The organism is Streptococcus sp. ELY_137, assembly GCF_058314515.1.
Genome location: NZ_JBZFUL010000002.1, coordinates 1 through 14,385, shown reverse-complemented (window position 1 = coordinate 14,385; position 14,385 = coordinate 1). Strand labels below are relative to the sequence as shown.

Annotated in this window: 12 protein-coding genes and 1 pseudogene; 3 read left to right on the top strand and 10 right to left on the bottom strand. The window is 41.7% G+C overall.

The window, feature by feature from the left end; genetic code table 11:
• Positions 1-39 precede the first annotated feature (39 nt).
• Both rnhB and ylqF read right to left on the bottom strand, forming a co-directional pair.
• Positions 40-810 carry a ribonuclease HII gene (gene rnhB, locus AC4HAO_RS02155; RefSeq protein WP_491093898.1) on the bottom strand — a complete coding sequence of 257 codons (771 nt, stop codon included), beginning with the start codon at positions 808-810 and terminating at the stop codon, positions 40-42.
• Complete coding sequence (gene ylqF, locus AC4HAO_RS02150) at positions 797-1,648, bottom strand: ribosome biogenesis GTPase YlqF (RefSeq protein ID WP_491134437.1); 852 nt, start codon at positions 1,646-1,648, stop codon at positions 797-799. Before ylqF ends, rnhB begins: the two co-directional genes overlap by 14 nt.
• 763 nt (positions 1,649-2,411) lie before the next feature.
• Here ylqF and AC4HAO_RS02145 point away from each other — a divergent pair.
• A complete protein-coding gene (locus AC4HAO_RS02145) occupies positions 2,412-3,692 on the top strand; it encodes an aminotransferase-like domain-containing protein (protein ID WP_491134436.1) in 1,281 nt (426 codons plus the stop codon).
• Between the two features lie 34 nt (positions 3,693-3,726).
• On the opposite strand, the gene AC4HAO_RS02140 is transcribed toward AC4HAO_RS02145, so the two are convergent.
• The 7 genes from AC4HAO_RS02140 to AC4HAO_RS02110 form a co-directional block, all read right to left on the bottom strand.
• A complete protein-coding gene (locus AC4HAO_RS02140) occupies positions 3,727-4,065 on the bottom strand; it encodes an ATP cone domain-containing protein (protein WP_447452276.1) in 339 nt (112 codons plus the stop codon).
• An 83-nt stretch (positions 4,066-4,148) separates the two neighbouring features.
• Positions 4,149-5,084 (bottom strand): 4-hydroxy-tetrahydrodipicolinate synthase, encoded by a 936-nt coding sequence (gene dapA, locus AC4HAO_RS02135; RefSeq protein ID WP_491134435.1) that lies wholly within the window; start codon positions 5,082-5,084, stop codon positions 4,149-4,151.
• Positions 5,085-5,292: 208 nt separating this feature from the next.
• The gene (locus tag AC4HAO_RS02130) at positions 5,293-6,369 is read right to left on the bottom strand and encodes an aspartate-semialdehyde dehydrogenase (protein ID WP_491093894.1); all 1,077 of its coding nucleotides are present in this window, start codon (positions 6,367-6,369) and stop codon (positions 5,293-5,295) included.
• Between the two features lie 437 nt (positions 6,370-6,806).
• Entirely contained in the window at positions 6,807-8,324 is a 1,518-nt protein-coding gene (cls, locus tag AC4HAO_RS02125) for a cardiolipin synthase (protein WP_491093910.1), read from the bottom strand.
• 403 nt (positions 8,325-8,727) lie between these two features.
• A complete protein-coding gene (locus AC4HAO_RS02120; protein WP_491134434.1) occupies positions 8,728-10,047 on the bottom strand; it encodes an FAD-containing oxidoreductase in 1,320 nt (439 codons plus the stop codon).
• 347 nt (positions 10,048-10,394) lie between these two features.
• Positions 10,395-10,598, bottom strand: coding sequence for a cold-shock protein (locus tag AC4HAO_RS02115; protein ID WP_447452272.1), 204 nt, complete (start codon positions 10,596-10,598; stop codon positions 10,395-10,397).
• Between the two features lie 166 nt (positions 10,599-10,764).
• Positions 10,765-12,435, bottom strand: a complete 1,671-nt coding sequence (locus tag AC4HAO_RS02110) for a formate--tetrahydrofolate ligase (RefSeq protein WP_491134433.1) — start codon at positions 12,433-12,435, stop codon at positions 10,765-10,767.
• 331 nt (positions 12,436-12,766) lie between these two features.
• Here AC4HAO_RS02110 and AC4HAO_RS02105 point away from each other — a divergent pair, with 331 nt between their 5' ends.
• Positions 12,767-13,510 carry a polyphosphate polymerase domain-containing protein gene (locus AC4HAO_RS02105; protein WP_491134432.1) on the top strand — a complete coding sequence of 248 codons (744 nt, stop codon included), beginning with the start codon at positions 12,767-12,769 and terminating at the stop codon, positions 13,508-13,510.
• Between the two features lie 18 nt (positions 13,511-13,528).
• Positions 13,529-14,218, top strand: a complete 690-nt coding sequence (locus AC4HAO_RS02100) for a DUF4956 domain-containing protein (RefSeq protein WP_491134430.1) — start codon at positions 13,529-13,531, stop codon at positions 14,216-14,218.
• A gap of 71 nt (positions 14,219-14,289) precedes the next feature.
• On the opposite strand, the pseudogene AC4HAO_RS02095 reads toward AC4HAO_RS02100, so the two are convergent.
• A pseudogene (locus AC4HAO_RS02095) lies at positions 14,290-14,385 on the bottom strand (IS30 family transposase); the annotation flags it as partial.

The window sequence follows — 14,385 nt, the reverse complement described above, 5'->3', positions numbered from 1 at the left end:
TCCTCTACCTCTACTATCTTCAATTGCTTTAACTGCGATTTATTGACGGGACACAAGCGATTTAATAGGTTCAAAAGTCCTGCGGTGAATCGAAGTAACCCCCAGCTTATCTAAACCAGCCAGATGCTCTTTGGTCCCATAACCCGCATTCTTGGCAAAACCATAACCGGGAAATTGCTTATCATAATTCGCCATCAGACGATCACGTGTTACCTTAGCAACAATGGAGGCTGCCGCGATCGAGAGACTGTTGGCGTCACCCTTGATAATAGCAGTCTGTTCAATCCCAGTATCCAATGTCATAGCATCAATCAGCAGGTGTTGAGGCTGAAGCCCAAGTTCAGTAACGGCATCCGCCATAGCCAACTTCGTAGCTTGATAAATGTTAATGCGATCAATGACCTCATTATTTTGTAGGCCAATACCAACAGCTAAAGCCTGCTTTACTACCTGCCTGTAAAGTATTTCATGTTGAGACTTGGGGATTTTCTTACTGTCATTAAGACCCGTGATTTTACAGTTAGGGGGCAAAATAACCGCCGCAGCTACAACAGGCCCAGCCAAGGGCCCACGGCCAACCTCGTCAATACCGGCAATAAGCTCTATTCCCTTAGCATAAAGAGCACGTTCATAAGTCAGCATCTGCTCCAAGCGCTCCGCTTCCTGAATCTGCGCTTTCAACGCTTTTCGATGCTTACGGACAGCTGCCTGAACACCGGAACGCTTATCGTGAGCCAACTCGGTAAAAATAACGTCATTTAAATCATTAACAGTGGCCAGTTCAGCCTTGATTTCCTTAATCGTTGCCATTGTTATCACTAACCCTATCTAAGGTGTACCGTCCTAATTTGCCATCACGCACCTCCTTGACAAAAAGGTTGTAAAAGCGATCATAATCGTCACGAAAACCTAGTTTTTTCGTCATCTCCATGATAATATCCGGTTCATCTTCAGACAAATCAATGCCCTTAAAATGCTCCAACAAACGTTCAGGATAATAAGTCTTAAAGTAGTTAAGTCCAAAAATTGTCACCTCATCCATAGGCAACAAATTATCCTTAATTGCCCCAGTCAGAGCCAATTTTAAACCAACTAACTGGTCTTCAAACTTAGGCCAAAGAATACCAGGTGTATCGAGAATTTCTAAATCTTTATTGGTCCTGAGCCACTGCTGCCCCTTGGTAACACCTGGTTTATTCCCAACAACTGCAATCTTTTTCCCCGCTAGACGGTTCATCAAGGTAGATTTACCAACATTAGGAATTCCAATAATCATAGTGCGCAAGGTTTCCCTTTTAATACCACGTTTTTGTAAGCGTTCGATTTTTGCTGACATCAATCGTTTAGCAGCATCCGTCAACTTCTTAACCGTCGACTGCTCCTTAGCATTAATCAACAAGGTCAGAATTCCCTGCTTGCCATAGTACTCCTGCCATTCTTTAATAATAGCAGGATCAGCTAAATCTACTTTATTTAAAACCAGAAGTTTGGGCTTATCGCCGACAATTTTATTGAGCATAGGATTTTGACTGGATAGGGGTAGCCTTGCATCCACTAATATCGTTACAAAATCTACAAATTTAAGATTCTCCTGAACTTGCCGTCGAGCCTTGGACATGTGCCCAGGAAACCATTGAATAGTCATCATCTGTTTCCTCAGTTAATTCTAATAATAGTCTTATTATACCTGAATATTCCTAAAAAATGCAGGGCAGTAATTTTAAAATCCTGTTAAAAAGATTAAAAAAAGAGCAGGAGAAGCTGCCATTTTCCGATAATCTCTTTCTTTATTTCCCTATTTGAAAGCTTTAGCTGCTGCTTTAGTTATGTTACAAACAAAAATAAATTTTCTTGGCTATTAATCTATTTACGTTTGAAGCAACTTATTTATTCAAAATCATTAAACATTTTAGTAGCTTAATACTTTTTTAAGAGATTGACTGGATAGCCATGAAGTTGTTGAAAAGCCATGAAACCTATCGCAGCAGGAGGAAAGCTCCCTCCACCAGTTCTTATAATACTCACTAGTAGCTTCTGCACTCATGAAAAGTTAGAGCTAGACTAAGGACAGCACATTGCTATCTCGCCCCATGATACTAGATTTAATTGAGTAGATAGTCCAGCTATCAAGTCTCGCAGAGTCATAGATCATCTTTCAATAAAAGGCCAACCAAAATACCAAGAAAGAGCATACCTGCTACATCTGCTTAATTATAGAGCCTTGCTTCTACAAGAATAGCATTGAGCTACAAGTTTCTCCTTGCTTTTCCTAATTCTGAGCAAGAAAGAACGGTATTAGCGGTTCTGCACCCTACATTTAACCTAAACTCACTTAATTGAACTGCTCCTATTGTACATCAAAATAAATTGCGTTACAATAAGATTATAGAAAAACTGTATGGGGACAGATTATGATTAGCAAATTTGAAATGATTATCCAAACTATTCTTCAGAGAATTGAGGAAGGAATCCTGAAAAAAGGAGACAAACTTCCATCAATCCGTCAACTCAGTCAAGAATTTAACTGCAGCAAAGATACAGCCCAGCGGGCCCTTTTTGAACTTAAATTCCAAAAGCTCATCTATGCTGTTCCTAAGAGCGGTTACTATGTGCTAGAGGGATTGGGACAAGAGGATGACACTCCTCCCATAACTATTAGTTTGGAAGACTACAATAATCGTGCTTACCAAGACTTTAAAACTTGTCTGTCAGAAACCTTGGTAGGACGGGAAACGTACCTTTTTAACTACTACCACCAGCAGCAAGGATTGACTGAACTGCTAGAATCCTTGCAGCAGCATCTCTTTGAACGCGACATCTATACTAAAACCAATCAGCTGGTTGTTACTTCAGGAACTCAGCAAGCCCTCTATATCTTATCACAAATGGCCTTCCCAAATAAGAAATCCACCATTCTCCTAGAGCAGCCCACTTACCACCGCATGAATACTTTAGTTAGACAGCAAGGCTTGGATTATAAGACTATTGAAAGGCATTTTAACAGTTTGGATCTTCAGAAATTGGAAGAGCTCTTTAAACATCAAGCCATTAAATTTTTTTATACCATTCCTCGCATCTCCAACCCTCTGGGACTTTCTTACAACTCTCAAGAAAAAGAGCGGCTAGTCGAATTGGCCCATCGTTATGATGTCTACATTATTGAGGATGATTATATGGGAGATTTCACAAAAACAGGTGATTTGCCCCTACACTACTATGATACGCATGAGCGCGTTATCTACCTAAAATCCTTTTCCACGACACTTTTTCCAGCTCTACGCTTAGGGATGTCTGTTCTTCCTCAAGCTCTCATGCCCGGCTTTCTTGCTTATAAAAAACTCATGGACTATGATACCAGTTTAATTATGCAAAAAGCCTTATCACTCTACTTAGATAATGGTATGTTCGCAAAAAATCTCAATAGTCTCAAGCATTTTTTCCATACCCGCCTAGCAAATGCTCGATCACTCTGCCAAGCCTTACCAGAAGATCTGGACTATCAGATAGGACCTAAATTCCTTAGCATTGCTCTTCCAAGTGCAAAACTCCCTATTTTTAAACAAGCCCACATCCCTGTTATTAATCCTAATAACCAAATAGAATCAGCCCCTCTCCCCTACCTCTATCTAGCCAACGACGAAACCCTTGCTTCTAATATTGAAAAACTAATCAAACTCTATCAAAAAGCCTAAGGCAGTTTCAATTCTTCCTTAGGCTTCTTCTATTTTATTTTAACTTTTCAAAACGCAGATGCACAGCAATTTGATCGCCATAACCGTTTCGCTCTAGGTCACGCTGCAAGCGATAAGAAATATAATGTTCTGCAATATTGATATAACCCGCATCCATGAGACGATTTTCAACTTGCGACTGTACCATACTGATAGTCGGACGGTCAGCATGGGCTTCTTCCAAATCAATCACAACTTTCTTAGTCACTTCTGCTAAATCCTGACGAAGCTTGTCGTCAAGAACATAAACAGACTGAGCAGCCTTAAGCATGGCTTGATAGATTTTATCCGGATCAAATTCAACAACCTGACCGCTGCGTTTGGTAATTTGCATTAAATCGCCTCTTTTCCTTTTAATCTTAACTACATTATGCGGGTGTTAAGCCTATTTGTCAAGCTTTTTGCCCCATATCCACTTTAATAATCTGGGCGCACTACACCTGTCACGGTCTGACGCGTTGCCTCAATGTCCTCTTCTAAAACAACCTTGATAATTCGCTTAGCTTCATCTGGAGTACAAGCAACTAAAGGCAGGCGCAAAGGACCGACCTCAAAACCAAGGTGATTGAGAACAGCCTTAACAGGTGCTGGGCTCGGCACTGAAAAGAGAGCATTGACCTTAGGAATAAATTTACGCTGGATACTTGCTGCCTTTGCAATAGCGCTGTGCTCAATCGCCTGCAGCATCTCATACATCTCATTTCCGTTGGTGTGAGAGGCAACAGAGATGACACCATCAGCACCAATATTCATAGCGTGGAAGGCTTCACCGTCTTCACCTGTATAAACCAAAAAATCATCAGGTTTATGCTCAATGAGATAGGCCATATTATCAAGGCTCGTACACTCTTTCACTCCGATAATATTGGGATGCTCAGCTAGGCGAAGCATAGTATCCGGCGCCATCTCGACAACAACACGGCCGGGAATATTATAGATGATAATGGGTAAATCACTAGCATCAGCAATAGCTTTGAAATGCTGATACATTCCTTCTTGTGAAGGTTTATTATAGTAAGGGACAATCGCCAAACCAGCCGCGAATCCTCCAAAAGCTGCGACTTCTTTAGCAAAATCAACAGAATCGCGGGTATCATTCGTACCAACACCGGCAATCAAAGGCACGCGCCCTTTAACAATATCTTGAACAGCCTTGAAGAGCTCCAATTCCTCATCATGGGTTAAGGTTGGACTTTCGGCTGTTGTACCCGCTAAAAGGATCCCTTCAGTATGATGGGCCAGAAGATGCTCTACAAGACCTGGCAAAGCATCAAAATTAATAGAGCCATCCGAATTAAACGGCGTAATCATAGCCGTAATCAGTTTTGCTTGTCTTAATTGTTCAATAGACATAACATTCCTATTCCTTTCCTCTTAAATCTAGGATAATACAAAATGAGGTTGAGAAAAAATCACCTAGGCAATGGTAGTAACTGTAAATCTCTACTACAAGGATATCCAGGCTAAGAAAGCTAGATAACCAGGCAAGCGCTTGAGCATACCTGATTGCCCTCCTATAGCCAAAGACCAGTCCCATTGCGAGACTGGCTTGGACAAATAATTACTTCAATTCAAATTTTAAATCTCTTGTTGGACGAACCAAGCCGCGTTCATGCAAGCTTTCTGCAATTTGCACGGAATTCCAAGCAGCTCCCTTGAGAAGATTGTCAGAAACGACCCACATATGAATGCCTTTTTCAGCATCCAAGTCTTTACGAATACGGCCGACAAAGGTATCGCGTGAACCTACCGCATTGACCGCCTGCGGGTAAATTTGGTTGGCTACATCATCTTCAAGAACAGCACCAGGGAAAGCCGCAATGGCAGCTTTAGCCTCTTCGATCGGCGCTTCTTCTTTTGTTTCAATATAAACAGACTCTGAGTGAGCCATCAAAACAGGAATGCGCACGCAGGTTGCAGAGACTGCAATGGCATCATCTTCCATGATTTTCTTGGTCTCATTGGTCATCTTCATTTCTTCGTAGGTATAGTCATTTTTGGTAAATACATCGATCTGCGCTAGGGCATTAAAGGCAATTGGATAGTGCTTTTTGTCACCACCAGCTGGCAGAATATGAGCCTCCACGTCCTTAGCCTTCCTACCGTCGTTTAAAACCTCACGTAATTCACGTTCTGTCTCATTGATAGCCGATTGCCCTGCACCTGAAACGGCTTGGTAAGTGGAAACAATAATACGTTCTAACCCCCATTTCTGACGGATAGGCTCTAAAGCTACCATCATCTGAATAGTCGAGCAGTTAGGGCAGGCAACAATGCCATTGTGAGCTTCCAAGGCATGGGCATTAACCTCGGGAACAACCAAAGGAACATCAGGGTTTTGACGGAAATACGAGGTATTGTCCACTACTACAGCTCCTGCCCTAACAGCATAAGGGGCAAACTTAGCCGATACAGAACCTCCAGCCGAAAATAGGGCGATATCAACTCCTTCAAAGGAGTCTTCTGTCGTCAATTCCACCGTAATATCCTGTTCTTTATATTGTAGAACTTTGCCCGCTGATCGACTGGAAGACAAGAGGCGTACCTTATCGATTGGCAAGGTAGACGCTTCTAACTGCTGAATCATACGTGTTCCCACGGCACCTGTAGCACCGACAATCGCTACTGTATATCCCATAAGTTTAGACCTTTCTGAATGAACAACGTTCATAATTTTCTAAAAATTTATAGTACCTCTTATTATACACCTTTTCCAAAGGAATGAAAAGGGGCAAAATAGATTAGTCAGAACCCAGCTCATCTACTTCAAGCTGGATAAATCGTCACTAAAGAATATTTTAATCGTACAAAGCATCAATGATTGGAAACGCAAAATCTTACTAACTAAGAGCTTAGAGAGGGATTCTCTGACTTCTTCCCTCTAGAAAAGTCAGTTTGAATCCATAAAAAAATCCCCTGCTAAAAAGCAGGAGATAAGGGCACTGTTTCAAGCGTGATAGAATGGTTCACACAGACTATCAAGGTCCGCTCCTTGCGTTAATGACCTCCCTAGCGTCCATGGTCTTCAGACCATATCGACTCATCGCATGTGCCTATTATAACACAGCCTAAAGTTTAGAGCAAGGGGGCAATAGTCTTGACCACAGCTCCAATGGCCTTGACAGAAAACGGTAGGTCACTCAAAGTCTCAACAGTCACTTGATGGCACTGTTTTAGGGTATCTTGAAAATCACGCTCAATCTTAGGAATTTCCGACGAGTGATAGAGATAAGCCGAGCATTCAAAATGGTGGTAAAGACTGCGGTAGTCCAGATTGATAGTGCCAACTGTTGCTCTTGTATTATCAGCGACAAAGACTTTTGCATGAACAAATCCAGGATCGTATTCGAAGATTTTGACACCAGAATCCATGAGAGATTTGTAATAAGTCTTAGCTAGATAATAAGGAATAACCTTATCAGGAATCCCTGGCATAATAATCTTGACATCTACCCCCCGCTCAGCTGCGAACTTGAGTGCATGCTCCATTTCACTGTCCAAAATCAGGTAAGGGGTCATAATATGCACATAATCGCGCGCTTGGTTGAGAATATCGATGTAGACATTCTCCCCTACTTTCTCATCATCCAAAGGCGAATCACCATAAGGCATAATAAAACCATCTGTTGGAAGGTGAAGCTCGTGATCCCCCAGATATTGCTTGACTTCGGTCGTCTTTTCAATTGCTCCCCACATCTGCAGAAAGAGGATTGTGAAAGTGTCGACAGCCTGACCCCTAATCATAATCGCTGTATCCTTCCAGTGGCCAAACCGCTCAATTTCATTGATATACTCATCCGCTAGATTAACACCGCCTGTAAAGGCCACTTCACCGTCAATCACAACAATCTTACGATGATCCCGATAATTATAATAGGTTGATAGAAATGGCGACAAAGGGGCAAAAGACTTGGCTTTGATACCTAATTTTTCTAGGCGTTTACTGTAATCGAAACTCAAAGTAGTCATTTCAATCATTCCATCATACATAACCCGTACTTCTACACCTTCGGTGACCTTCTCTTCTAGAATAGAAAGAATTTCCCCCCACATGAGGCCCTCATCAATGATGAAGTATTCCATAAAAATATAATGCTTAGCCTGACGCAGCTGCTTTTTCAGCTCAGCGAACTTAGCTTCACCTGATGGAAAGTAGGTGGCTAGACTGTTCTTATAAATAGGGTAATGATTATCGGCAAAATTGAGATAATTCGCCAAGTTGTAGGCGGTACTGTGAGAGGTCCTCAGCTCCGCTAATACAGATTCATTTTGATGCAAATAGGGAATCGTCTTGTTGATGTTGCTCTTGATTTGACGCTTCATATTTGTAAATCCCCAGTCGATCTTAGTATAGAGTAAAAAGAGACTTCCTAAAATCGGCAAGGGAATAACCACCAACATCCAAGTGAGTTTAGCGGTACTGTCCATCCGACTGTTAACCAGATAAAGTACAGAAATAGTTGCAATAATAGCATCAACAACTTCGATATGGATACGATAATCTGCAAACCAAACGTAAGTCGCTGCAATAACATATAATTGCAGGATAAGTAATAAAATAATGACGGTGGTACGGCTAAAAATACCCCTCAGGAGGCTCCTACGCCCCCTGTCCAACAAACGTACTGTTTTATTTGAATCGTCTATAATAATCTCCCCTTTCACAATAATAGCGTGAATTTATTATACCACAAGATTGGCTTAAAAAATGGGAGTGGGACAAAAATCGTAATTTCGCAGAAATCGATTTTATAATCCCACCCCGCATATCTCAAAAAATCTAGGAGGTCTTTTAAGGTTGGAAATAAGTCGAATAAAATTCAGCTCATCCCTAGTATATTGAGTAACGTCCTTGCTTTTATGGTCAACCTAAAAATTCAGTGGGCTGTTTCAGCTATCGCCTGCAGACCAAGAGATGAAGGTTTAATCAGTCACTGCATCAAGCTGCTATAACTTTAAATAACAATGTTGAAAGCTTTTATCCCACTCTCATTTTCTATAGATTAAAAACATCATTTAAATTCTCTGCCATCGTTGGATGGGTAAAAATTTGCTTTTGGAAATAAGTATAAGGAATATGGTTATCCATAGCCATGGTAATCAGATTAATCAGTTCGTGTGCTTCTTGTCCAAATAAGGTAGCACCTAAAATTTCTTGACTGTCTGCATCAACAACAACCTTATACATGCCACGCAAGTCGCCATTGACATGACCGCGAGGCATTCCGGCAACTGGCAAGCTGTTAACCTTGTAGTTCAGTCCCTTCTCCTTGGCTGTTGCCTCGTCAATACCGACACGTGCCAAAGGAGGATTGATAAAGGTAGCATTAGGAACATGATGTCGGTTGCGTCTAGAGTAACTACTGTCACCGTTTAAGTAGCCATAGACAATACGGAAATCATCCAGAGAAACATAGGTAAACTGCAAGCCGCCATTGACATCTCCTACCGCAAAAACATTGGGTACAGAAGTCTGACAAAAGTCATCCACCTCAATAGCCCCACGCTCAGTCAGGACAATATCAGTATTCTCTAAGCCAAGCTTATCTGTATTTGGCCGCCGCCCTGTTGCATGAAGAACAGCATCATATTCAAAATCACCGAGTTCTGTCGTAATAACAACAGCCTGTCCGCGGTTGGAAACGTTAGAAATGACCGTCCCCAGTTGGAATTGAACTCCCTGTTCTTCCATATATCCCTGTGCCATATGTGAAAGCTCCGCTTCCTCACGCGCAAAGATACGCTTCTGGGGATCAAAAACGGTTACCTGACTTCCCAACTGCGCATAAATATTGGCAAATTCCAGTCCAATATTACCACCGCCGATAATGCCCAAACGTTTAGGCTGCTCTTTAAGATTTTGAATACCAGTACTATCATAGACTTGTTCTGCCTCTGATAATCCTGCAATCGGAAGAAGATTGGGAACAGAGCCGGTATTAATAACAATAACCTCTGCTGTTAATAGCTTCGTTTCAGAACCGCTGGTAATTTCGATAACCTTATTGGCCACAAACTTTGCGCTGGCATTGTAAACATCAGCAGTCGGCGCCCCATCTAGTATAGCGAAATTTTTTGCCCGCAAACGTTCGACCACTGCTGTTTTCTCGGCCATAGCTTCAGTAAAATCATGCCCCATCTGCGTCGCATGAACCAAAACCTTTGTCGGAATACAACCGATATTGATACAGGTACCACCATACATGGTCACATCTTTTTCAACCATGGCTACAGACTTTCCCTGACCAGCAAGCTTAGCTGCCAGAGTTTTACCAGCCTTCCCAAAGCCAATAACAATAACATCATAGGTTTGCATAAAAAATCCTCCATAAAATAATGGGGGGTGCTAAGTTCAGCAGAACCACAGCAGCTGGTAACCAATGCTTGCGCAATAGATACCACCTAAAGCAAGACCAAAATAAAACTTGGCACGCCCCACCCCCATATAGACACACTCTCTATGAAAATCTCGAATACTCAGTTGGTACAGCGCAGTTTGTATTGAGATACAGCAAGCCCGATACCATCAGCGTATGGTCTGGATTATCAAGGAGCACCAATTTGTTAAAATTATTACGATCCTATTTTATCAAGCTTCATGGCTATTTGTCTCAATTCCACTACGTAAAAAGCCGCAGCCTTACGCCTGCGACTCCTTTTTATTTAGTTAACTTTCGTAACATTAGCAGCTTGAGGTCCGCGCTGACCTTGCTCGGTATCAAATGCTACTGCCTGACCCTCTTCTAGGGTCTTAAAACCATCACCTTGAATAGCTGAAAAATGTACGAAAACATCTTCACCTGATTCACTAGTAATAAAGCCAAATCCTTTATCAGAATTAAACCATTTCACAGTTCCTTGTGTCATAACCGCACTTCCTTTCCTCTTTACTCGTAATAAACCTAGAGGCCAGAGGTAAGCAACTACATGACTCAAAACTTAATACTCCATCTAGTCTAACCTTTTAATTAATAAAAGTCAAAGATTTACCTCTTTTAGCAACCGATATCGTAAAAACTATAAGGCCCAGCTCTTAAAACAATCCCAGCGGCGTACCGTCTTCTGCCACATCCATATTGAGAGCTGCAGGCTGTTTGGGCAAACCTGGCATGGTCATCACATCACCTGTCAGAGCGACGATAAAGCCAGCACCAGTCTTAGGAACAAATTCACGAATAGAAATCTCAAAATCATCCGGCGCTCCTAACAGAGCTGGATTATCAGAGAAACTATACTGCGTCTTAGCCATACAAACAGGCAGTTTATCCCAGCCCAGATCAACAAATTGCTTCAGTTGAGTTCTGGCTTTCTTTTCAAAGACGACCTTACGACCGCCGTAAATCTTGGTAACAATTGCTTTAATTTTTTCTTCTAAACGATCATCGTCATGATAGAGACTTTGGTAATCGGCCCGCTCCTGCTCAACAGTCTTAATGACGGCTCGAGCAAGTTCAAGTCCGCCATTTGCACCATTAGCCCAGACACTAGCCAACTCAACCGCTACACCAATACTATCACAAAGCTCCTTCACAGCAGCAATCTCCGCCGATGTATCTGAGACAAATTCATTGATGGCCACAACAGCTGGCAAACCAAATTTACGTATGTTTTCCACATGACGTTTGAGGTTGGCAAAGCCCGACTTGACAGCTTCAACATTCTCTTTAGCAAGCTCTGCTTTGGTCACACCACCGTGCATCTTGAGGGCGCGAACAGTAGCTACAATAACTACCGCATCTGGTTGCGTTGGCAAATTAGGAGTCTTAATATTTAGAAATTTCTCCGCACCGAGATCAGCCCCAAATCCGGCCTCAGTCACCGTATAATCAGCCAGTCCTAAAGCTGTCGATGTCGCTAAAACAGAATTACAGCCATGGGCAATATTGGCAAAAGGTCCTCCATGAACCAAGGCAGGAGTACCGTAAATCGTTTGGACAAGGTTAGGTTTAATGGCGTCCTTTAAAATTAAGGTCAGAGCACCTTCAACCTTTAAATCTCTGACATAAACGGGACTGCGGTCAAAGCGATAGCCAATTACAATGTTGGAAAGGCGTTTTTTAAGATCCTGCACATCTGTCGCTAAACACAAGATAGCCATAATCTCTGAGGCTACCGTAATATCGAAGCCATCCTCACGCGGAACTCCATTGATTGGACTTCCAAGTCCGACTGTTACATGGCGAAGGGCACGATCATTGAGGTCGACCACACGCTTCCAAATGATACGACGCTGGTCGATACCCAGCGCATTTCCCTGATGCAGGTGGTTATCAATCAAGGCCGATAGAGCATTATTAGCCGTTGTGATGGCGTGCATATCTCCTGTAAAGTGCAGATTGATGTCTTCCATGGGTAAAACTTGAGCATAGCCACCGCCAGCAGCACCACCCTTGATTCCCATCACTGGTCCTAGTGATGGTTCACGCAGGGCAATCATAGTTTTCTTACCAATTTTATTAAGAGCATCTGCTAGCCCGATTGTGATCGTTGATTTTCCTTCACCAGCCGGGGTGGGATTAATGGCCGTCACTAAGATCAGCTTCCCTGGTGGATTAGCCTTTACTGCCTGTATTTTATCAAAGGAAAGCTTGGCCTTGTACTTACCGTATAATTCTAAATCATCGGTATCAATACCGACCTGTTCAGCAATTTCAGCAATTGGTTGCAACTCTACACCCTGAGCAATTTGGATATCAGATTTCATAGTGACTCCCTTAAAGATTGTTATGACTTTATTATAGCAGAGCTAGACAAAAAACGCATTTTTCAAAAAAATTAATAAATTAATGTTCGGAAATAACTGGTATTATCTGCATCCGATAGGGAAAACTCTTACAGGATGCTCCACTTAGCGCCTAGATTTGCTAGGAGCTGTCGCGAAAGAATTATTAATTGTTTATTAGAAGGTTACACAGTTTCCTAATATTTGTAAGATATTGGTTAATATCGCAATAGAACTCAAAAATGACCTTAATTAGTTCGTAAGACGTCCCTGCTATACTAGGCACCACTAATTACTAAGGAGCGACAGCGGTATGATCAAAGAATTGCAAACTACTTTTAAACGGATTGAAACCAAGTACATGGTTAATAAAGAGCAATTAGGTGCTTTAATCAAGGACCTAAAAATTTATCTGGTAGAGGACGACTATCCAACTTCAACTATTACTAATATTTATTTTGACAACGGTAATTTTGAAATTATTAAGGACTCTATCGCCCACAGACACAATCGTGAAAAGATTCGTCTGCGCACCTATATTTCTAACCCGCAGCCAGACAGCCAAGTCTTTTTGGAAATTAAGAAAAAAGATTCCGAAGGTATCGGGCATAAATTCCGTTTGGTTTCCAATCCACTGTCTGCAACAAAACTTATTACTCAAGGAATTTCTGATGAACACATCACAGATCCCCACATTGTGGAAGAAATCCATACCCTGCGTGAACGCTATAAAAATCTTATCCCCCGTATGTTTATCTACTACGATCGTTACTCACTTAAAGAAAAGCACACCATCAAAGGCTACCCCTATACAAAGATACGTGTCACTATTGATCAGCATATTACCTACCGTGATGAACACGTCACTATGTTTGAAGGGCATCATGGCTATCCTCTTTTGGATGACAATCAGGTCATTATGGAAATCAAAGCTCCAGGTAATATGCCTGAATGGCTTCAGTCCATTCTCGACAAATACGGCATCAAGGAATGCCATTTTTCAAAATATAATACTGCCTATCATAAATCACAGGGACTTCCCATTAACCCTATTTAAACTCTAAAGGAGAACAGTATGTTAGCAACTTTATTTAATTCAGTATTCCCAACAGATAACCCCCCCTCCGTTAATGCTAGTATGCTGGTTTTAGCCATTTTAGTCAGTCTGATTTTAGGAAGCTGTCTGTCTTGGGTCTACAAATACCGTACTCTTTATACACGAGAATTTGTCGTGACACTAACCCTGCTTCCCAGCCTTATAACGCTCGTTATTTTTCTGGTCAACGGCAATCTAGGAACCAGTGTTGCCGTCGCAGGAACCTTTAGCTTGATCCGATTTCGTTCTGCGACCAGTGGCTCACGTGAACTGCTTGCGATTTTTCTATCCATGATTATCGGCCTAGCTTCGGGTATGGGATTCCTTGTGTTAGCAAGCATTTTTACCCTTTTTCTTCTGTTTATCTGGTTTGTATTAGAACGCACAAAAGCTATCTCGGACAGTCAAACACGGCGGCTCTTAACTCTGACAGTGACTCAGCAGCCTGATATCGAAAGTAAACTACTGACTGTTTTTAAAAAGCTCTGTACCACCTATGACTTGATTTCTCTCGCCAGTAGCCAGCAAGACGAGAAATTGAATTTAGTGTATGAAGTCGATCTTAAGTCTGATGTACACGATTTTGAGCTTAACCAAACACTTTTAAAGAGCATCGGCGGACTTGATGTTACTATCAGCAAAAAGGCTAAAAAGAAAAAAAATCTCTAATTTTTCAATATATCAACTTGGTCAATTTGGCCAAGTTTTTATGATGAATTGCAATAATAAGTGCAACTTTTTTAAAACTCATTCAACAGTGCCTCAAAAGCTGTTCTGTAACCTAAACATTTTCGTGGGCGTTGGTTAATTTCAACTAAAGCTGAATACAATTCCTC